18 protein-coding genes, 1 tRNA gene and 1 pseudogene are annotated in these 19,656 nt (G+C 65.9%); 6 read left to right on the top strand and 14 right to left on the bottom strand.

The features are described from left to right. Window positions 1-7 precede the first annotated feature (7 nt). The 5 genes from QCD70_RS14445 to QCD70_RS14425 all read right to left on the bottom strand — a co-directional run bounded on the left by QCD70_RS14445 (window position 8) and on the right by QCD70_RS14425 (window position 4,176). Entirely contained in the window at window positions 8-1,036 is a 1,029-nt protein-coding gene (locus QCD70_RS14445) for a hypothetical protein (RefSeq protein WP_301217462.1), read from the bottom strand. Beyond that, a complete protein-coding gene (locus QCD70_RS14440; protein ID WP_301217460.1) occupies window positions 1,030-1,554 on the bottom strand; it encodes a hypothetical protein in 525 nt (174 codons plus the stop codon). Before QCD70_RS14440 ends, QCD70_RS14445 begins: the two co-directional genes overlap by 7 nt. A 26-nt stretch (window positions 1,555-1,580) precedes the next feature. After that, window positions 1,581-3,278, bottom strand: a complete 1,698-nt coding sequence (locus tag QCD70_RS14435) for a sigma-70 family RNA polymerase sigma factor (protein ID WP_301217458.1) — start codon at window positions 3,276-3,278, stop codon at window positions 1,581-1,583. Between the two features lie 83 nt (window positions 3,279-3,361). Then, entirely contained in the window at window positions 3,362-3,547 is a 186-nt protein-coding gene (locus QCD70_RS14430) for a hypothetical protein (protein WP_301217456.1), read from the bottom strand. A gap of 116 nt (window positions 3,548-3,663) precedes the next feature. Continuing rightward, window positions 3,664-4,176: a hypothetical protein gene (locus tag QCD70_RS14425; RefSeq protein ID WP_301217454.1), complete on the bottom strand. Its 513-nt coding sequence runs from the start codon at window positions 4,174-4,176 to the stop codon at window positions 3,664-3,666. Between the two features lie 390 nt (window positions 4,177-4,566). On the opposite strand from QCD70_RS14425, the gene QCD70_RS14420 reads away from it, so the two are divergent. Then, window positions 4,567-6,144 carry a leucine-rich repeat domain-containing protein gene (locus QCD70_RS14420; RefSeq protein WP_301217452.1) on the top strand — a complete coding sequence of 526 codons (1,578 nt, stop codon included), beginning with the start codon at window positions 4,567-4,569 and terminating at the stop codon, window positions 6,142-6,144. Window positions 6,145-6,237: 93 nt separating this feature from the next. Here QCD70_RS14420 and QCD70_RS14415 read toward each other — a convergent pair. Next, window positions 6,238-6,309: transfer RNA gene (locus QCD70_RS14415), tRNA-Gln, on the bottom strand. An 82-nt stretch (window positions 6,310-6,391) separates the two neighbouring features. Here QCD70_RS14415 and QCD70_RS14410 point away from each other — a divergent pair. Further along, complete coding sequence (locus QCD70_RS14410; protein WP_055930391.1) at window positions 6,392-6,892, top strand: MarR family winged helix-turn-helix transcriptional regulator; 501 nt, start codon at window positions 6,392-6,394, stop codon at window positions 6,890-6,892. Continuing rightward, window positions 6,893-8,125 carry a hypothetical protein gene (locus tag QCD70_RS14405; protein ID WP_301217449.1) on the top strand — a complete coding sequence of 411 codons (1,233 nt, stop codon included), beginning with the start codon at window positions 6,893-6,895 and terminating at the stop codon, window positions 8,123-8,125. Window positions 8,126-8,147: 22 nt separating this feature from the next. Here the strand turns inward: QCD70_RS14405 and QCD70_RS14400 are convergent. Next, a pseudogene (locus tag QCD70_RS14400) lies at window positions 8,148-8,429 on the bottom strand (argininosuccinate synthase); the annotation flags it as partial. Window positions 8,430-8,513: 84 nt separating this feature from the next. Between QCD70_RS14400 and QCD70_RS14395 the strand changes: the two are divergent. Next, window positions 8,514-9,464 carry a hypothetical protein gene (locus QCD70_RS14395; RefSeq protein ID WP_301217447.1) on the top strand — a complete coding sequence of 317 codons (951 nt, stop codon included), beginning with the start codon at window positions 8,514-8,516 and terminating at the stop codon, window positions 9,462-9,464. 119 nt (window positions 9,465-9,583) lie between these two features. Here QCD70_RS14395 and QCD70_RS14390 read toward each other — a convergent pair whose 3' ends face one another. Next, a complete protein-coding gene (locus tag QCD70_RS14390; RefSeq protein ID WP_301217445.1) occupies window positions 9,584-10,264 on the bottom strand; it encodes a hypothetical protein in 681 nt (226 codons plus the stop codon). 82 nt (window positions 10,265-10,346) lie between these two features. Here QCD70_RS14390 and QCD70_RS14385 point away from each other — a divergent pair, with 82 nt between their 5' ends. Next, a complete protein-coding gene (locus QCD70_RS14385) occupies window positions 10,347-11,345 on the top strand; it encodes a hypothetical protein (protein WP_301217443.1) in 999 nt (332 codons plus the stop codon). An 11-nt stretch (window positions 11,346-11,356) separates the two neighbouring features. Here QCD70_RS14385 and argG read toward each other — a convergent pair whose 3' ends face one another. The 3 genes from argG to QCD70_RS14370 are packed head-to-tail and all read right to left on the bottom strand — an operon-like array spanning window position 11,357 to window position 16,005. Then, window positions 11,357-12,796, bottom strand: coding sequence for an argininosuccinate synthase (argG, locus tag QCD70_RS14380; RefSeq protein WP_301217441.1), 1,440 nt, complete (start codon window positions 12,794-12,796; stop codon window positions 11,357-11,359). Between the two features lie 20 nt (window positions 12,797-12,816). Next, the gene (locus QCD70_RS14375; protein ID WP_301217439.1) at window positions 12,817-14,613 is read right to left on the bottom strand and encodes an ABC-F family ATP-binding cassette domain-containing protein; all 1,797 of its coding nucleotides are present in this window, start codon (window positions 14,611-14,613) and stop codon (window positions 12,817-12,819) included. A 39-nt stretch (window positions 14,614-14,652) separates the two neighbouring features. Then, entirely contained in the window at window positions 14,653-16,005 is a 1,353-nt protein-coding gene (locus tag QCD70_RS14370; protein WP_301217436.1) for a M20/M25/M40 family metallo-hydrolase, read from the bottom strand. A gap of 71 nt (window positions 16,006-16,076) precedes the next feature. Between QCD70_RS14370 and QCD70_RS14365 the strand changes: the two genes are divergently transcribed. Next, a complete protein-coding gene (locus QCD70_RS14365; protein ID WP_301217434.1) occupies window positions 16,077-16,616 on the top strand; it encodes an adenine phosphoribosyltransferase in 540 nt (179 codons plus the stop codon). A 37-nt stretch (window positions 16,617-16,653) separates the two neighbouring features. On the opposite strand, the gene QCD70_RS14360 is transcribed toward QCD70_RS14365, so the two are convergent. The 3 genes from QCD70_RS14360 to QCD70_RS14350 are packed head-to-tail and all read right to left on the bottom strand — an operon-like array spanning window position 16,654 to window position 19,617. Beyond that, entirely contained in the window at window positions 16,654-17,697 is a 1,044-nt protein-coding gene (locus tag QCD70_RS14360) for an ABC transporter permease (RefSeq protein ID WP_301217432.1), read from the bottom strand. After that, window positions 17,694-18,650, bottom strand: coding sequence for an ABC transporter ATP-binding protein (locus QCD70_RS14355; RefSeq protein ID WP_301217430.1), 957 nt, complete (start codon window positions 18,648-18,650; stop codon window positions 17,694-17,696). The genes QCD70_RS14360 and QCD70_RS14355 overlap by 4 nt, the downstream gene beginning before the upstream one ends. 31 nt (window positions 18,651-18,681) lie before the next feature. Then, entirely contained in the window at window positions 18,682-19,617 is a 936-nt protein-coding gene (locus tag QCD70_RS14350) for a 4-(cytidine 5'-diphospho)-2-C-methyl-D-erythritol kinase (RefSeq protein WP_301217428.1), read from the bottom strand. Between the last annotated feature and the right edge of the window lie 39 nt (window positions 19,618-19,656).

Below are 19,656 nucleotides of genomic sequence, written 5' to 3'. Positions count from 1 at the left end.
TCACAGATCAGATCGAGATCCAGCCGAGCGCCTGAGCGACGAGTGACGCAGCCAGCAGCATCCCGGGGAGCGCCAAGGCGGCGGCGATGGCACGGCTTCGCATGCTCCTGCGATTGGCGAGCCGAAGGCCTTCGACCGCGACCCTCGGCGCACCCGGCGACACGATCTTCTCCGTGAGTCGAACATCGGTGTATCGCCGGGTCTGTCGGTCCAATTTGCGCCGAAGAAGCGCGACGACGGCCAACAGCTCGTCTGCCACCGGGCCGACCCACAGCTTCGGTTCGCGGGACACGTAGAGGTAGGCCATGTCGTCGATGAGCTCGAGATCGCACCCGGGGGCGGCGTCGAGCATCAGCGCGAGAAGGTCCGGTGTGAAGATGTACAGCGCGTCGCGCTCGTAGTCGGCCGGGCAGTGGAGGGTGAAGGACGAGTCGAACTCGAGACTGCCGCGAAGAACACGTCCACCCGAGATCGCGAGCCCGGCCGCGCTGAGTGCGGACGAACGGTTGCTCGTGACCACGAGATGCGGCACCGATGTCGGCAGGGCGAATCTGACGAAGGTGAACGAGTTGAGAAGACCCGCCGAGTGGTAGCCGGAGTCGTCGGGCAGCGACCGGAACCGCCCGGTCTCAATGTCGGTACCGATCACGTGGTGTCGCACGAAATACCCGCCCGAGTGCGGAAACGGGGAGCCGGGCCAGGCGCTGCGATGTCGACTCCGCCGCTGATGCACGTACCGCATCCCCCGACTCTCCGACCACGACTGCAGCAGAACGCCGCGCCGCATCGACCTCACCACGAATGCCGTCAGGATCGCGAAGAGGACGACGAGCAGCGGCACACCCGCCGACGTGATCAGCGCGGCATATTGCGGCAGAAAAATGGGCAGACCGATTCCCACGGCGGTGACGGTGGCGCCTGCGTAGACGACGCCCCCGATGAGCTGGCCGAGTCCGCTTCCCGAGAGCCCCTGAATGCGAACAAAGCGTCTCCAGGAGGGCCGGGATTCGGCTCCGGCGACCGGCGAGGTCACCATCCCAGCTGACTCCAGGGCCCGGAGTTTCCCCGCTTCGCCTCGAAGAGCTGTCCATACGCGATCAGGCCGTGGGGGTTCGAATCGAAGTCTTTCCTCGCCTGCGCACTGACCTCTCGGAGCGTCGCGAAGCCGAGCGCGACGCCCCAGGTCGCGACGGCGATCTGCTGCCCGTGCGCGTACCCGCGCACCGACGCGATCGTCTCGTGCCCCGGCAGCACGACCGAGCCGAGGGCTTTTTTCTTCAGGCTCGGCAGTTCACGAAACGTCTCGAGCCAGGTCTCGCGGTCGGTCAGTCCCCACATCTGAATCATCCTCGAGCGAAGCGACGTCGACTCCTGGATGCTGCGAGTCTCGGGATCGTTCCACCGCCCCTGCGAGGTGGCGATCTGGACCGCTCCGACGGCGAGGTCGCGCGCTTCGTCACCGAGGGTCGGGAAGTCGGGGCTGGTCGCGATCCGTGCGTTCGGGAGCAGGTTCACGCTCAGCCAGGCGAGCAGCATGGTCAGACCGATTCCCATTCGTGTTCCCTTCGGTTGGTGAAGAGTCAGCGAAAAGGAGGCACGATCACGTTGATCGGGCCTCGCCAGTCGCCGAAGACGTAGTGGACCGCGATGGACTCGACCTCGTCGTCTCTCGGAATGGGAACCCATCCGTTGCCGTCGGCATCCAGAATCAGGATGCTTTCAGCGATCTGCCCCGTAGCGAGAACGAGCGTATATACGTAAGACGCGCCGGCCTCGCCTGAGATCGATCCGTCGTGGGGTGACGAGCTGACCGCGCCGTTCACGGCCTGGGGCGCATCCAGGAGTTCGACGACAACCTCCCTCGAACGCTCGGAATGTCGCACGTCGGACGTATCGGTCACGCTCTGCGACGCGGTCACCGACCAGGTGCCCGGAGTCAGTCCGGTCAGTTCGGCCTCCCATGATCCCGCCGCATCGGCCGTGGTCGTCCACTCGTCGGCAACTCCGTTCGCAGCAAGAGCGACGACGGCGTGAGGTGCGGCCGTGCCGTGCACGGCGGGATAGACGATCATGGGCCGGCTCGAGGACTCGATGCTCGGCGCGTCGAGAACGCTGGCCTGCGGGTCCTCGGCAGGAGCAGACGTGGCCTCCGCCGGTTCGGCCTGCATGCCGGCTGCCGGCGGAACGGCGGCGGGATCCAGGCTGTCATCCGCATCCGGGGATGTCGTCATCATCGGTGGAGCGGGCTCGGTCGAGCCCGTGCCCTCGGGTGGGGCCGACGATGTCGGAACCTGCGCGGGCGCGTGAAGCCTCTCCGTGCCTGCGACAGCTGTTCCCCCGGAGGAAGGAACCAGACAGACGGCGACGACCAGCGCTGCGGCAAGCAGCCCGGCGACGACCGCGATGCCGGTACCCGACACGGAGACGCCACCGACTGTCGCGATCGCGACGGGCGCCATCGGCGAGTTCGATCCGACCGTCCTGATGTAAGCAGCGGCGCCGGCCACACCGGCCGCCAAAGGGAGCAGGATCACGGCCAGACGTCCGTTCATGTGCTCCGCCTCGTCCGCCGCGGCCCGGCAATCGACACACGACTCGAGGTGCGCGTCGATTCGCGTCTTCGTCCGCTGCGTGACCCCACCTCGCGACCACGCGGGAAGTCTCTCGATCGTCCACGAGCATTCGGGGTCCGCGCTCGCGGATGACAGGTGCGCCTTCACCCACGCCACCCGCAGACCCTCTCGAGCACGCATGGCAAGCGCGGACACGGAATTCGGCGACAGCCCCAGCAGCGGAGCGATCTGTCGTGGAGTCAGCGACTCGACCTCGGAGTACCAGAGCACCTCCTGCCACGAATTGGGCAGAGACCTGAAGGCGGTGGCCGCCAGGCTCTTCTCCAGACGGTCGAGGGTGTCGGCCTCATTCGACATGTCGCCGATGGTCTCGATGTCTTCGACGTTCAGAGTGTTCGCGGCGCGGCCCCATTGGGCCGCCACATTGCGCACCGTTGTGAACAGATAAGGCCGGAATCCACCGGTGGGCCCTCCCCCTCTTCCGATCGTCGTGTAGATGTTGGCGAAGGCTTCGGCCACCACGTCGTCGGCGTCGAACGAGGTATACGACCGGGCGACACTGATCGCTGCTCGAGAGTGACGCCGCCACAGTTCGGCGTAGGCAGAGCGATCACCTTCCCTCGTTGCGACGACCAGCTCGTTGTCGGATTGCGTGGAGTACTGAGCGGGCCCAGAGCGCCGACGTGGTTCCCTTGCTGCGCCCATAGGTGTAATCTCGTTCCCTCGTTTGCTTGTCCGTTGCACCGTCACAGAGGGAGACGTTCCACATCAGCGCTTGTGACGAAAACTCAGATAGCGAGACAGGCCTGGGCTAAGGACCGCTCGAACTCGGCGAGCAGCTCGCGCTCGGCCGTCGTGTTGTTCCGCCGCCCCGCTCGCGCTGCAGACTCCGCGAGCACCACGAGCTCTGCGTGCGCCTCATCGCTGACGCGCCCGAACAGCGCGCGCAGTTGGCGACGATGGTCGCTGTTCATGCGCCGTCGACTCGACTCAGGTTCGTCACGTCGAGAGAGATGCCCCGGGACTCGATCCATGATGCGACGGACGAAAACGGCCCCCGGAAAGATTCCAGACGGCGCAACGTCGACGTTCACCGTGGCGCCGTCAGGGTCCAGAGATGATCCACCCCGCCCGACACGGCCACCACCGCGACGTCCTGCGTCAGGTCGGATTCGTCGAACAGCTGCGTGGCACAGGCGTATACGCCGAATCGCTCCATGAACCAGGCGCTCAGGGGGCGTGACGACATGCCCTGCCACGTGAAGAAGACCCCCTGCTTCTTGTCTCGGCCCTTGTAGGTCGCCTTCTCGTCAGCACGCGTCATGCCGACGGGCAACTCGGATGCGATGGCCATGCGGATGGCATCGAGGTCGGGCGTGGTCCGTGACGGGTCCCAGAACAGCCTGATGACGAATCCGGTACCCGATCCACCGGGCGCGCGAAGGCCCGCATAGGCGCCGACGAATCGCTCGTCCGCCCGACTCCAGAGCTCGTATGCGGCCTGCGCCTGTTTCTTCGCCCCGAAGACCTTCGGCTCGTCGCACAGTGCGAGCATCTGGTCGGGCGAGGTGAGGCGCGCCGCGATGGCGGAGTAGTCGGTCATAGGGATTCCTTTCGGCGGAGGCGAACTCTGGTCGTCGAACTGCAGCGGGATGCCGGCTGATGGGGCAGCCGGCATCCGATGGAGTAAGACGTGCTCCAGCCCGATTCGTGACGCCATCCAGTGACTATTTCCCACAAATCGACGAAGACACCCCGAGTCCGAGAAATCCTCGATGCGATGTTGTAAATGGACCCGTCTGACTGTTATAACTGAGAAATTCTTATATACGAGCATGCGTCATAAATGGGGATTGGCGCATGCAGACGGTGGCGAGAGAGGGCACTCGCAGGAATTGACGAATATTCACGCGTCATAAAGCGGCACCGCCGCGCTCTCTCCGGTGAAGACCGTCAGCGGCGTAGCGCCGCACCCAATCGAAAGAGACCCCAAGTGAAACGATCACGTTCCATCGCATCCGCGGTGATTCTCTCAGCGACCATCGTCGGGTCGCTGTTCATGGCTGCGCCGGCGAACGCCGCCGATGTCACGTTCGCCGACCCGGCATTGCAGGCGTGCGCCAATCAGTGGCTCGGCCAGTCAGCTACTGCTCCGGTGTCGACCACGCAGGCCGCGTCCCTGACGGGACTCAACTGCTCCGGCATGGGCATCACGAACCTCGGCGGTATCGAGAACTTCACGTCACTCGACAACCTCACTCTCGCCGACAACAGCATCTCTGACCTGACAAAAGTCTCGATGCTCCCGATTCTGACCTCGCTCAATGTCGGCGGAAACCAGATCACCGACCTCAGCCCGCTGTCGAATATGACGACTCTGACCATCGTCGGCGCCTACGGCAACCAGATCTCCGACATCAGCCCGTTGAGCACGTTGACGAATCTGACCATGCTGTACCTCTACGACAACGACCTCGTCGACCTCGGCCCCGTTGCTTCGCTATCGAACCTCAAGTCGATCGCGGTCATGGATAACGAGATCGTCGACCTGTCCCCGCTGAGCGGCCTCCTCGCGCTGGTCGGAGTCGACGTGAGCGGAAACAACATCACCGATCTGTCGCCGCTGTCCGGTCTGCCGAAGCTCGAGAGCATCAACGCCGATAACAACGAAATCTCCGACCTGACCGGACTCACCAATCTGCCGGTACTCGATGGCATCTCCGTGGAAGGAAACCGCCTCTTCGATCTCAGCCCGCTCGGCCTGATCGCCGCAGAGTTCGACAAGCTCTTCCAGGTTCACGCCCGCTTCCAGACCCTCACGCTTCCCGATGTGATCGTCGGACAGAGCACCCCGAACCCGCTGATCGGCGGCCGAGGCGAACTCGTCACCAACGTGCTGGGAGACGCCAACTTCGTACTCGCGGCAGACGGAGCATCCTGGACATACAACGCCCCGGCCGCGAATGAGCTGTACGTCGTCCAGGCGTACCCGGGACCGGAGAAGCCGGCCTGGCAGCTCACCGGAACCATCACCCAGAACTCCATCGCCGTTCCGACCGAACCGACCACCCTGGTCGACGACACCGCCACGACCACCGCAGGCACCGCGGTCACGATCGACGTGCTCGCCAACGATGGACTCCCGGGCGAACCGGCACTCGATCCGTCGACCCTGACGCTTCTGGATGCTGACGGCAACCCTGCGACGACCGTCACGGTCGCCGGCGGCACCTTCGAGGTGGTCGACGGCGAGATCGTCTTCACGCCTGGGACCGGGTTCACCGGCGTCGTGGCCGATGTCGACTACCGGGCCACCAACGCCGATGGAGTGACGGGACAGGCGAGCATCAGCGTGACGGTCACCTCGACGGTCATCCCCACCACCGACCCGACGACGACCCCGACGGCGGGGACTCCGTCGAACGGCACGACGACCTCCGGCACCCCGTCATCGTCGAACGGCTCCCTCGCGTCGACGGGTTTCGAGGGCGTGCTGCTGGTCGGTCTCGGCGTACTTGCTGCTGCCGCCGGCGTCATCCTGTTCACCGGGGCTCGGCGCAGGCGCGCATAACCCGAGAGCGACACCAGGCTCCCCAGCAAGAACGGCCCCTCTGCATTGCAGAGGGGCCGTTCTTCGATGGTTCGGTGGCTGATACCGGAGCGGCTCCGCCTCCAGGACTCGAACCTAGACCTAACAGCTCCAAAGGCTGTCGTGCTGCCATTACACCAAGGCGGACCGCGCACTCCGAGGAGCACGCATTCGCCAATTCTGCCAGACACGAACGGTGCCGACGGCCCCGGCCCCACATAATGGATGCGTGGCAGATGCGACTCCCCGGGATTCCGTCGACGGAATCGTCGACGCGTGGGAGCGCGAGCGACCCGATCTCGACTTCGCTCCCCTGAAGGTGCTCTCCCGGGTCTGGCGGCTGTCTCGGCACCTCGAGCGCACGCGGCGCACGGCCTTCGCCACCAGCGAGCTCGAGTCGTGGGAGTTCGACGTGCTCTCGGCCCTCCGCCGCGCCGGCGAGCCGCACCAGCTCAGCCCGAAGGCGCTGCTCGAGCAGACCCTCGTCTCATCGGGCACCATGACGAACCGCATCGATCGGATGTCGCGGCGCGGCCTGGTCGAGCGCCGCACAGACCCGCACGACGGCCGGGGAATCCTCGTGTCGATGACCGACGAGGGCAGAGACCGCGTCGACGGCGCCATCACCGCGCTCGTCACAGCCGAAGGCGAGCTGCTCGGCCGCCTCAGCAAATCCGACCAGGAGCGCATCGCGTCGCTTCTGCGCAAACTCAGCGTCGACTTCGACTAGGTGGAGCGCCTTATTCTTCGTCGATTCGGCGTGCTCACGTCTGCCCTCCTGACGCTCGTGCTCCTGGCGACCGGCGTTCCGGCGAACCCGGCCGGCGCTGCTGCCGATGCGCGGGCGGATGCCGCATCCATCGCAGGGACACCGGCCACGGTCTTCGCCGACACGGCCGCACGACTGGTCGAGGCGGCGACTCCCCCGGCCTTCGACGCCGGCTTCATCATCAGTGACGAGCTCTTCTACGACGGCGGCGCACTCGACGCCGACGAGGTGCAGGCCTTCCTCGACGAGCAGGTGCCCGCGTGCGCCCCGGGCATCGTGTGCCTTGCGGACTACACGCAGAAGACCGTCACCCGTGCGGGCGACGACGTGTGCGGGGCCTACAGGGGCCGCGAGTCCGAGACCGGCGCCGAGATCATCGCCAAGGTCGGAATCGCCTGCGGCATCAGCCAGAAGGCTCTTCTCGTTCTGCTGCAGAAGGAGCAGTCGCTGGTGCGCAATCCCGCCCCGACGACCGGCGACTTCTCATTCGCCACGGGCTACGCGTGCCCCGACACGGCCGCGTGCGATGTGGAGTACTCCGGCTTCTACAACCAGGTCTACTGGGCGGCGTGGCAGCTGAAGCGCTACGCGAACCCTCCGGGAACGAGCGAGTTCTTCACGGGCCGCCCCATCGGCGAGCCGAGCCCGATCGCCTACAACCCCGATGCATCCTGCGGCAGCGCCGACGTGACCCTGAAGAACATCGCCACGGCCGCGCTGTACTACTACACGCCCTACCAGCCGAACCCCGCCACCGTCGCGGGCAGCCCCGACGACCCGTGCGGCGCCTATGGCAACCTGAACTTCTGGCGCTTCTACTCCGAATGGTTCGGCGATCCGACCCGCGGGGCTATCACCGAGGGTGCACTCGAGAACGTGACGGTGGTGCGCGGGCGTATCGTCGCCGAGGGCTGGGCGATCGACCCCAGCTCGGTGCGCGCATCCAATGACGTGCGCATCACGGTGACGGATGCGGCCGGCCGCATCTCGACGACGACGGTCAGGGCCGGCTCGACCTCGGATGGCGCGCTGTCGGTGAGCCCTCTGTCTGGGGGCGATCATGGATTCAGCGGGGGCACCATCGTGGGCGCGCAGGGACTCGTGCGCGTGTGCGCGGCGGCCCTGCCCCTCGACGGCACCTCGTCGAGTGTCGAACCGCTGGGCTGCGCGACGGTCTTCGCGCTGACTCCCTGACGCGCCGAACCGCTGGTTCCTGCTAGTCCGTTCCCGAGTCGAACGCCGCGCCCTCGCATGCGAGGGCTGTGGCCCGGTCGAGTGCGTCGTCGCCGTCAGATCCCTCGGCCTCGTCGAAGATCTCGGTCGACTCGCCCTGTTCGAGCTGGCCGACGAGCTCGGCCGTCGCGCCGCCGACAAGGCCCGCGGCGGCATACGGCTCGAGCCGCACACGCGAATCGGCGATGTCGAGGCTGCACATGGTGAGCTACCCGATGCGGTCGTCGGGGCCGAAAGCAGAGTCGCCGACCCGCTCCATCGGCAAGGTGAGGGCCAGTTCGGCCTCGGATGCCCCGCCTCGTTAGAGTCAACTAAGTGCATTATTGTCTGCATGTTACGAAGGAGACACATGGCGGACGTCGATGACTGGGCACGAAATCTTCGAGCTGAAGACCTGACGGTCAACGGGCTGGCTCGTCTGGAAGCCGAATTGTTCAAGGATTATCACGACGTACAGTCCTCGATACGGCGAGTCGTTGGGGAGTTTGCTCCCGTTGCGCGGGGGATCGAGCAACGCCACGATGGGCGTCGATTGATGGCACCCGTTCTAGCGAGACAAAACCAGGACGTGCGCCAGTCAGAGCACTTCCTGCTCTCGTTGGTGTCGTTCATGATTGTCGCGCTGCCAGCAGTCGCCTGGGGCATAAGCCTTCGAGGATCGTATGACTATATGACCACTGTGTCGACAGCCGCGGTGTTGCTGGCCCTCACCGCGGCACTCTGCATTATCAAGGTGCTTTCGACTCTGAGAGATCGCGTGTGGGTTGGAGTTATGACGCATTGGGCAATGGGCGCAGCTGTCGTGACCGCGCTTACGCTCGCGTTCAACCTTTACGTTGCGTCGCAGGTTTCAGACCCAGAGGTGGGGGCGCCTTTGACAATACTGATGGTGAGCGCCCTCGTCGTGGTTGGATTCGGAATTCTGGCGCTCGTCCGCCACGCCGGAGCAGCTCGTGCTCTGAGAACGGACCTCGCCGATGTGCAGCCGGCCGTCAACGCCTACCTCGGTGAGCTCATGCCGAAATACAAACAGGCGCTTGGGCAGATACAAGACGCCGTGAAGACGATCGATGTGCCGGGGACTGTCGATCCGAAGGTTCAGAAACGGTTGAGAAACCAACGAAATGGAGTACTCGCCGTGCTCATCAATAAAGGGCTCTACCAGGGTCAGGTCCCGCTCCGCATGAGTGAGAAAGCTTTGGGCGAGTTTCAGCTCTATGAGGTGGTGGAGCCTTTACTGGGTGGTGGCCCCTACCCGAAGCAGGGAAAGCCGAGTCGTGAAACAGCGCTTTCCTCCTAGGCACTGGCACGGTGTCGCCACCCGTTATGGCAACCCCGTCCTCACTTACCACGGCGCAGTCATCCTTCGACCCATCACCATCTGGCTCAAGCCGTGGGGATACACGCTATCGTCGGCCTCTATCCGGCTGTCTCTGACATGAACGCAGGCTTGCCGGGTGTCACGCCGAAAAACAGCGGATCCGTCGGTGACTCCTGATCTGGCAGGTAGCCCTGGGATAGGTTGACATCACCGAACATGAGTTCGCTGAGCTCGTCCTCGTCTCCTGGCCAGCACGCTGTTTTGGCCGTCACCAGCACGGATCCATTGCCGATGAGCGTGACCATGAGCTGCGAGAAAGGTGCCTGCTTCCGCACGATCAGATCGAGCGATTGCGACCTCCCCGACCCGAGTTCCTGGCCTTCGACCTCGTACCCGTTCTTGTCGAGGTAGTCGAGCACGCGGGAACCCAACTCCTCCTGCCCCTCCTCAGGCAGGCGCGTTGTGCGCGTGAAGTCGAAAGCGTAGGAGTCGTCATCGCATCCCGCCCCAGACGGCTGCATACCGTAGGAGCCGATATCGGCTTCCCACGGTCCCTCGTGGATCAGAGCCTGGATGTCATTCGTCACCGTGCGGTACTCGAAGTAGTGCTGTTTGGCCTGTTTGAAGAGTTCGTCGCCCGTGGGCACCGGCGGTTCGGATGCGCAGCCGACGAGACCGAGCACGAGCACGGATACCGGGGCGAACAGCCATCGGGATACCGCGCTGCGTCTCGTCATGTCAGTTCCTTGCGGTTGGTGGTCATCGAGCCAGATAAGCACATCAGCGCATCCTTGAAGACATCTTGCCACCCGACCGGTGCACAATCGTCTTCCGATGGCGCACCGTTCGTAAGATGATTCAATGCACCGTGATTCCCATGTGACGTCGTCGCCCGCCTCGGAATGGGCGGCTCACGTGAGCACACGGTCGTATCGACGTTCTCGGCATGTCCTCGATGAGCTGATCATCAACACTGTTCCGGCCTACGCCGCGATCGTCGACGAGGAGCTCGATCGATTCGAGCGAGGTGCGATGAAGACTCGCGTGAACCTCGATACCCCGTACCAGGCGATGTGGTCGATCCGCCCGGCGGTCGACCGGCTCGTCGGCGTTCTCAGTGCGGTCGTCCTCGTCTCCGTCGCCATTTCGGTCGGGCTCACGTTTGCCGGCCCTGGACGAACCGGCGTCTCGATCCCTGTCGAATGGCGACCGTGGATGATGACGCTGTCTTCGATTTGCTTGACCGTGGCCGCTGTCTCACAGCCGCTGCGATGGCTTCCCTACGCTCGCCACATCCCGCCAAGAGACGGGCTGGCGTGGGTGATCCCCGGGTTCGGCATCCCGATCGTCGCCCTCGTGTTCTGGCTGTACCAACAGGACATCGGCATCCCCCAGGCCGCAGTGATCGTCGCGTTCATCGCTCTCATCGTGAGTAGTTGTGCCTGCGTGGCGCGTCTGACGAGGCGGTTACGTGATCCCCGCCAAACGAAGAAGGTCGACCAGGCCGCGAAAGGGCGAAGAAAGGCGATCCGCATAGCGGTCGTCTCGTTGGCCGATGCCAGCGCGAAGCGGCTCGTCGAGAAGTTCACGAGCCTTCCGGAGAACGACCAGGCGTGTCTACGTGACGAACTCAACCGTGTTGCTGCACAGCTGGAGAAGAGGGGGTTGGCCACGGCATCGCGAACGGGAGAGGCCCGCACGGCGAAGGAGCGTCAGAACAGTCGAGGCATGTTCCCCGGACTGCTCCTGTTGTCTCACCGCGTCGAGGCGGTCAATACGCGAATCAACGCGACAGCCCAATGGATTGTCGGTGACTTCGTCGAGGACCCGACGGATCCACGACTTCTCGGCGCAGCCTGACCGACTAAGCGCTAGTCGGTTCCCGAGTCGAACGCCGCGCCCTCGGAGGCGAGGTCGGTGGCACGATCCAGTGCCTCGCCGCCCTCCGACTCCTCGACAGCATCGAAGATCTCGGTCGACTCGCCCTGTTCGAGCTGTCCGACGAGCTCAGCCGTCGCACCTCCGACGAGGCCGGCGGCGGCGTACTGCTCGAGACGAGCACGCGAATCCGCGATGTCGAGGTTGCGCATGGTGAGCTGGCCGATACGGTCGTCGGGGCCGAAGGCTGCATCGCCGACGCGCTCCATCGAGAGCTTGTCGGGGTGGTAGCTGAGGCTGGGGCCCGCGGTGTCGAGGATCGTGTAGTCGTCACCGCGGCGCAGGCGCACGGTGACCTCGCCGGTGACGGCCGAGCCGACCCAGCGCACGATGGATTCGCGCAGCATGAGCGACTGCGGGTCGAGCCAGCGACCCTCGTACATGAGACGGCCGAGACGGCGGCCCTCGGAGTGGTAGTTCGCGATGGTGTCTTCGTTGTGCACCGCGTTGAGCAGTCGCTCGTAGGCGATGTGCAGCAGCGCCATGCCCGGTGCCTCGTAGATGCCGCGGCTCTTCGCCTCGATGATGCGGTTCTCGATCTGGTCGCTCATGCCGAGCCCGTGACGGCCTCCGATGGCGTTCGCCTCGAGAACGAGGGCCACGGGATCGGGGTATTCGACTCCGTTGATGGCGACGGGGCGACCGGCCTCGAAGCGCACGGTCACGACCTCTGAGGCGATCTCGACGTCGTCGCGCCAGAACGCGACGCCCATGATGGGTTCGACGATCTCGATATTGGCGCTCAGCTCCTCGAGCTTCTTGGCCTCGTGGGTGGCGCCCCAGATGTTGGCGTCGGTGCTGTAGGCCTTCTCCACCGAGTCGCGATAGGGGAACCCGCGAGCGACGAGCCACTCGCTCATCTCTTTACGGCCACCGAGCTCGCCGACGAACTGCGAGTCGAGCCACGGCTTGTAGATGCGCAGGCGAGGGTTGGCGAGCAGGCCGTAGCGGTAGAACCGCTCGATGTCGTTGCCCTTGTAGGTGGAGCCGTCGCCCCAGATGTCGACGCCGTCCTCCTTCATGGCACGAACGAGCAGCGTGCCCGTCGCGACGCGACCGAGGGGCGTGGTGTTGAAGTAGGTCTTGCCACCCGAGCGGATGTGGAACGCGCCGCACGCGAGGGCCACGAGGCCTTCCTCGACCAGGGCGGACTTCGCATCGACGATGCGTGCGACCTCGGCCCCGTACTCGAGAGCGCGTGCGGGCACCTTGTCGATGTCGGGCTCGTCGTACTGGCCGATGTCGGCGGTATAGGTGCAGGGAACCGCACCCTTCTCGCGCATCCACGCGACGGCAACGGAGGTATCGAGACCACCGGAGAATGCGATGCCGACTCGTTCGCCGACCGGAAGACTGCTCAAGACTTTAGACACGACGACAATCCTACGAGTGATCAGCCGTCGAGAAGTTCCGTCAGCTCCAGCCAGCGCAGTTCGACGGTGTCCATCTGCTCGCGCAGGGCCTGGACTTTCTGCTGCATCTCTCCGAGGCCCGCGTAGTCGCTCTGGTCGTGCTGCGCGAATTTCGCGTCCATCTCGGCGATCTGGTTGCCCAGCTTCTCCATCTTGCGACCGGCCGCGGCGAGCTCTTTCTGCGCATTGCGCAGCTCGGCGCCCTGCAGCCCGGTCTTCTTGGCCGGTGCCGTCGCGGACCCACCGGCGGCGATGCGCGCCTGTTCCTTCTGCTGCGCGAGTCGCAGTTCGAGGTACTGCTCCACTCCGCGGGGAAGGTGTGTGAACCCGCCGTTCATCACGGCGTACTGGTTGTCGGTGACTCGCTCGAGCAGGTACCGGTCGTGGCTCACGACGAGGAGCGTTCCGGCGTAGGAGTCGAGAAGGTCTTCGATGGCCGCGAGCATGTCGGTGTCGAGGTCGTTCGTGGGCTCGTCGAGGATCAGCACGTTGGGCTCGTCGAGGATGATCAGCAGCAGCTGCAGGCGGCGCTTCTGCCCACCCGAGAGGTCTTTGACCGGGGTCGACAACTGGGCGCTGGTGAATCCGACGCGCTCGAGCAGCTGGCCGGGGGTCATCTCTTTTCCGCCGGAGACATACGAGCTCTTCTGCCGCCCGATGACCTCGCTGACGCGGTCGTTCCAGATGTCCTCGAGCTCGAAGAGCTGCTGCGTGAGCGTCGCCACCCGGATGGTCTTGCCGCGCTTGACCTTGCCCGAGGTGGGCAGCAGGGTGCCCGAGACGAGGCTCAGAAGCGTGCTCTTGCCCGCTCCGTTCACACCCAGGATGCCCGTGCGCTCGCCGGGCGTGATGCGCCAGGTGACGTCGTGCAGCACTTTCTTGCCGTTGTCGTACTCCACGGAGATGTTCTCGAGGTCGACCACGTCTTTGCCGAGGCGCTGCATGGCCATCGCCGCCAGCGAGACCTTGTCGCGCACGGGCGGCTCGTCCTCGATGAGGGCGTTCGCCGCGTCGATGCGGAACTTCGGCTTGGCCGTGCGCGCGGGGGCGCCGCGGCGCAGCCAGGCGAGTTCTTTCTTCATGAGGTTCTGGCGCTTGGCCTCGCTGGTGGCCGCCATGCGGTCGCGCTCGACGCGCTGCAGGATGTAGGCCGCGTAGCCCCCCTCGAACGGCTCGATCAGCCGGTCGTGCACCTCCCAGGTCGCCGTGCAGATCTCGTCGAGGAACCACCGGTCGTGTGTCACGACCATGAGTCCGCCGGAGTTCGTGGCCCAGCGCTTGCGCAGGTGCTGAGCGAGCCAGGCGATGCCCTCCACATCGAGGTGGTTGGTGGGCTCGTCGAGGAAGATCACGTCGTGGTCGCCGATGAGCAGCTTCGCCAGCGCGATGCGTCGGCGCTGGCCGCCCGACAGGCTCGAGACGAGCACGTCCCAGGGGATGTCCGAGGCGAGTCCCGAGATCACGTCGCGGATGATCGGATCGCCGGCCCAGACGTGCTCGTCGATGTCGCCGACGATCGTCTCTTTCACGGTGAGGTCGCCGTCGAGGTCGTCGGACTGGTCGAGCATCGCGAGGGTGATGCCGTTGCGGCGCGTCACACGCCCGCCGTCGGGTTCGATTCGACCTGCGAGCAGTCTGAGCAGGGTCGACTTGCCGTCTCCGTTGCGACCGACGATCCCCACGCGATCGCCTTCGTTGAGACCGATGGTCACGGAGTCGAAGATGACGCGCGTCGGATATTCGAGATGGAGCGATTCCGCTCCCAGTAGATGGGCCACCTGTCGAGGTTACCCGCCATCCGGCGGCCGCCCTGCCGGTCAGCCCAGAAAGCGCCTGACGACGGAGTCGATCGCCCGAGCCGTGAGGGCGATCGATTCGAGGTCGATGTGCTCGTCATTGCCGTGGATGAGGTGCCGGAACCGGCCGTAGTCCCAGCGCTTCGACAGCACCGAGAAGCCGTAGGCCCGCCGCCCCTTCGCGCGGTAGAAGCGCGCGTCCGATCCGCCGGCAGCGATGATCGGCAGGGGCACGGCCCCGGGGTACGCCTCGTCGATCACGTCGGTCAGCACCTCGAACAGCGGAGTATCCATCGGCGACACGTTGGCGGGGCTGAACGACGCCCCCACGATGTCGACGATCTCGATGTGCCGCATCAGGTCTCCGAGGGCGCTCGTGACGTAGGCGTCGACCTCCTCGGGCGAGATCCCGGGCAGCTGCCTGATGTCGAGGTCGATGCTCGCCTCGCCAGGGATGACGTTGATGGCGTCGCCCGCGCGGATCACGTTGGGCGAGATGGTCGTGTGCGTCGTGGCGTGCGCGTATCCGGCCAGTTCGCCGAGCTCCGGCAGCGCTCCGAGGATCTCGGCGACGGAGGTGAGCCTGCGCGACACGTCGGGGTCGAGCTCGAGCGCGTCGACGTAGCGCGGCCAGTAGTCGCCGATGACGGCGCGCGGAGCGAAGCGGGTCAGCCGGGTGACGGCCTCGGCAGCGATGACACCGGCATTCGACGATCCCCAGGGCGCCGAACCGTGTCCGGGTATGCCCCGGATCAGCAGACGGCGACGGGCCAGCCCCTTCTCCCCCACCGTGACGGTCACGGAGTGCGGGGCGTCGGAGGATCCGCCGACAGGGATTCCGCCCGACTCCGTGAGCACGTAGTCGGCGTCGATGAGTTCGGGGTGATGCTGCATGAGCCACTCGATGCCGAGGCGGCTGCCGCCCTCCTCGTCGGCGACGGCGACGAAGACGAGGTCACCGCTCAACGCACGCCCCTCGGATGCGACGGCGCGGGTCGCGACGGCGTAGGCGGCCGTCAGATAGAGCATGTCGAGTGTTCCGCGGCCCCAGAGCTCGTCGCCGATGATGTCGGCGGCGAACGGGTCGTGACTCCAGCCCCCATGCATCACGGGAACCACGTCGATGTGCCCGACGAGCGCGAGCGACGGGGCTGTCGGGTCTGTTCCGGGGATGCGCACGACGAGGGTTGCTCGTCCGGGCGCCGATTCGACGACCACAGGGTCGACGTCGACGCCCTCGAAGAAGCGACGCAGAACGTCGGTGTTCCGCTTCTCCTGGCCGGATGCGTAGGTTCCGTCGTTCACGCACGCGCTGCGGATGAGGTCGCGCAGCAGCGCCAGTGTCTCGTCGCCGAGAGAGGGAGAGTCGGTCATCACTCCAACTTATCGCGCCCGGGTCGCGCGTTTCGTCGTGGGGCCGGTCCGGGCGCCGGTAGCGTGATTGCATGCCCGACGAAACAACAGCCGAACTCATCGACGCCCACCTGCTCACCGTGCGAGACTTCCCCAGCGAGGGGATCCTCTTCCGCGACGTCACGTCGGTCTATGCGAACGGCCGGGCGTTCGCCTCGGTCGTCGACGCGTTCGCCTCGCACGACTGGGGGCAGGTGGATGCCGTGCTCGGCATCGAGGCGCGCGGGTTCGGCATCGCGGCGGCCATGGCCTACGCCCGCGAGGTGGGCATGGTCTCGGTTCGCAAGGCGGGCAAGCTGCCCGGTGAGCTGCTGAGCGAGGACTACGCCCTGGAGTACGGCACGGCCACGCTGCAGGTGCAGCCGGATGTGCTGCCGAAGGGTTCGCGCGTCGTGATCCTCGACGACCTTCTCGCCACCGGTGGCACGCTCGCAGCCGTCGTGAAACTCGCCGAGCGCGCCGGCTGGATCGTGGCGGGCATCGGCGTGGTCATCGCCCTCGACGACCTCGGAGGACGGGCCGCCCTTGCCGGCCATGACATCCTCGAACTGAGCAGCTACCCCGCGTCGTAGCCCGGCCTTCGACAGGCTCAGGGAACGCCACGCCCGTTTACGCGACCCTGCTGCCGACGGCGAGTCTACGAGCGGGCGTCTTCGTGCGTGCGATTCCCCAGAGCAGCGCGCCGGCTGCCAGAACGAGATGCAGCAGCAGGCCGACGAACCACGACGGCACTGTCTTCCCGTACGTCTCCTCCTGGGTCGGTCCCGGCTCGAACGTCGCCGAACTGCAGTAGTCGAAATCCGGGCTCAGGTCGGGAGGCACCTGAACCGCACGAACGAGAGATGCGACTCCGGTGAACAGATCGGTCGGGCTGCCGTACTCGCTGAACTGCGGCGGCGTGGCATCGGCCAGCACGACGTAGGGGTTCGCCGAGAGGATGGGCCAGAAGAGGTCGAATCGGGGTGCGGAATAGGTGGAGACCGTCGGAGGACCGCAGGTGTAGGAATCGCTGCCGTCCTCGTAGATCGACTGCACCGTGGTGGCCCTGACCTCCGACTGAATGGCGACCCCTCCCAGGCCGAAGGCGATCAGCGTGCCGAGGCTCAACGCGGCCACGGCGAGATAGCTGACGACGATCGAGAACAGGGGCCGGCCGAGTATCGCCGACAGACCGACGCCGATGGCGGCGATCACTCCGAGCTCGACGGCGAGAACGAGCAGCGAGACGAGCACGGTACCGACCGAGAGGCCTCCCAGGGCGGCGGCCACGACGAGGAAGGGTGAGGAGGCCACCAGAAACGCCAGGGTTGCGATCCAGGCGGCGAGAAATTTGCCCAGCACGATCTGGGTCGCCGAGACGAGGGTGACCTGCATGGTGGCCAGGGTGCCCGCCTCGCGTTCCCCGTTGATGGCGTTGCCGCTCAGTGCCGGGGCGATCAGGGTGCCGAGCATCAAGACGAAATAGATGATGAGCGAGTACAGCCAACCGCCACTGTCTTCTCCGCCGAAGCTGGCCGTCGCCAATCCGACGAGCACCGTGACGATTCCGATGAGCACGACGAAGACGCCCAGCAGCACGTACCAGGCCACGCCGCGCACGCGCTGGCGCAGTTCGAGGCCCACGATCACGCCGATCCCCGCCCACAGCTTCACAGTCGTATCCCGTCGCCGGGCTCGGCCGGTCTCGCTTGCAGGTCGAGGAAGGTGTGCTCCAGGTCGCCTGTCGCCGGGCTGAACGAGGTGACCTCGACGCCCGCCGACACGAGCGCACCGAGAAGGGCGGCGGCACGCTGTTCCGTGTCGACCGAGACGAGTATCCCTGATCCATCGGCGCCGATCGCCTCGGCCGCTATGCCGGCGGCAATGAGCGCCGGCACGATCGAGGTCGGCTCCAGTGCCCGGATGCGCCACGGCCGCGAGCTCGACGTGGCTCTGGCGACGCGCTCGGCGCTGATGGACGCGCCTCGCTCGACATAGATCGCCGTGTCGGCGAGTTCGTCGAGCTCCGCGAGCACGTGACTCGAAACGAGGATCGTTCTGCCCTCGGCCGCGAGCCGACGCACGAGGATGCGCAGCTCGATGCGCGCGGCCGGATCGAGGCCGGATGCGGGCTCATCGAGCAACAGCACCGAAGGGTCGTGCACCAGTGCTCTCGCGAGGCTGAGCTTCTGCTTCTGCCCACGCGAGAGCACCCTCGTCGGCCTGTCGGCAAGCTCCCACAGTTCGACCAGGTCGATGAGCTCGTCGGCCCTGGCCGCGGCCTGCGCCACGTCGCGGCCATACATGCGCGCGGTGAGCTGGAGTGTGGTGCGCACCGTCAGGGACGCCCAGGAGCCGAGCGTGTCCGGCATCCACCCCATGACCGCCCTGACCGCCAGTGGATCGACGACGGGATCGTGCCCGGCGATGCGGATGGAGCCTTCGTCGGGCGCGAGCAGGGTCGCGAGCATCAGCAGCAGGGTGGTCTTGCCGGAGCCATTGGGACCGACCAGAGCAGTGACTGTTCCCGGTCTCGCCTCGAAACTGATGTCGGTGACGGCGTGCACGCTGCCGAACGAGCGCCGTACTCCCTCGACCACGATTCCGTCGGTTGTCGTGAGTCTCATGACGCCTTTCGAGGAGCGGTCGTTGTGTTGTCTAGTCCGATACGACACGGGCGCCGTGCACGGGCCCGGTGACGCGCACGACGCGGTGCCGCGCAGCGCTCAATGCGATCTGCAGCTCGAGGGCGGCGTCGAGGTTCTCGGCCAGGAACGCCACCGTCGGGCCTGAACCCGAGACCAGCCCGGCGAGGGCGCCGTTCGCCTCTCCGAGTTCGAGGATGCCCGTGAGCGCGGGGTTGAGGTGCAACGCCGGAGCCTGCAGGTCGTTGTAGAGGGCGTCGGCCAGCACGAGGGCATCGCCTGAACGCAGCGCCTGCAGCACGGCGGTGTCGACGGTGGGCTGCGTCTGCGCCGGAAAGATGTCCTGCGCGTGGCGGTCGCGATGCCTGTCGAGTTCGCGATAGACCTCGGGCGTGCTCGATCCGAAGTCGGCGAGCACGAGCACCCAGTGGAACGACCCCTTGGCCAGCGCGGGGCTCAGCTGGTCTCCACGGCCGGTGCCGATCGCGGTTCCGCCGGTGAGGGCGAACGGAACGTCGGCGCCGAGACGGGATGCCAGGGCGAGCAGCTCGTCGCGTCCGAGGTCGGTGCCCCACAGCGTGTCGCAGGCGACGAGCGTGGCGGCCGCGTCGGCGGACCCGCCGCCCATGCCACCCGCGATCGGAACGTTCTTCTCGATCTCGAGGTGCACGCCTCCCCGGTAGCCCGCCTTGCGCGCCAGCATGCGCGCCGCACGGATCGCGAGGTTCGTGCCGTCGACCTCGAGGCCGGAGCAGTCGATGCTGCCGCCGAAGGTCACGGAGAAGTCGTCGGCGATGCTCGCGCGCACGTTTTCGTAGAGCGAGACGGCCTGGTAGGCCGTGGCGACGTCGTGGTAGCCGTCATCCATGACCGCCCCCACCTTGAGGAAGACGTTGATCTTGCCCGGCGCCCGAACGTGCACTGTGGACAGCGCCCTCTGAGTGACCATGGAAACAACCTATATGCAACCGGAGGCGGGTTCCGACCG

The sequence above is a fragment of the Agreia sp. PsM10 genome (genome assembly GCF_030433855.1).
Lineage (GTDB): Bacteria > Actinomycetota > Actinomycetes > Actinomycetales > Microbacteriaceae > Agreia.
This window is presented reverse-complemented; position numbering and strand designations above follow the sequence as displayed.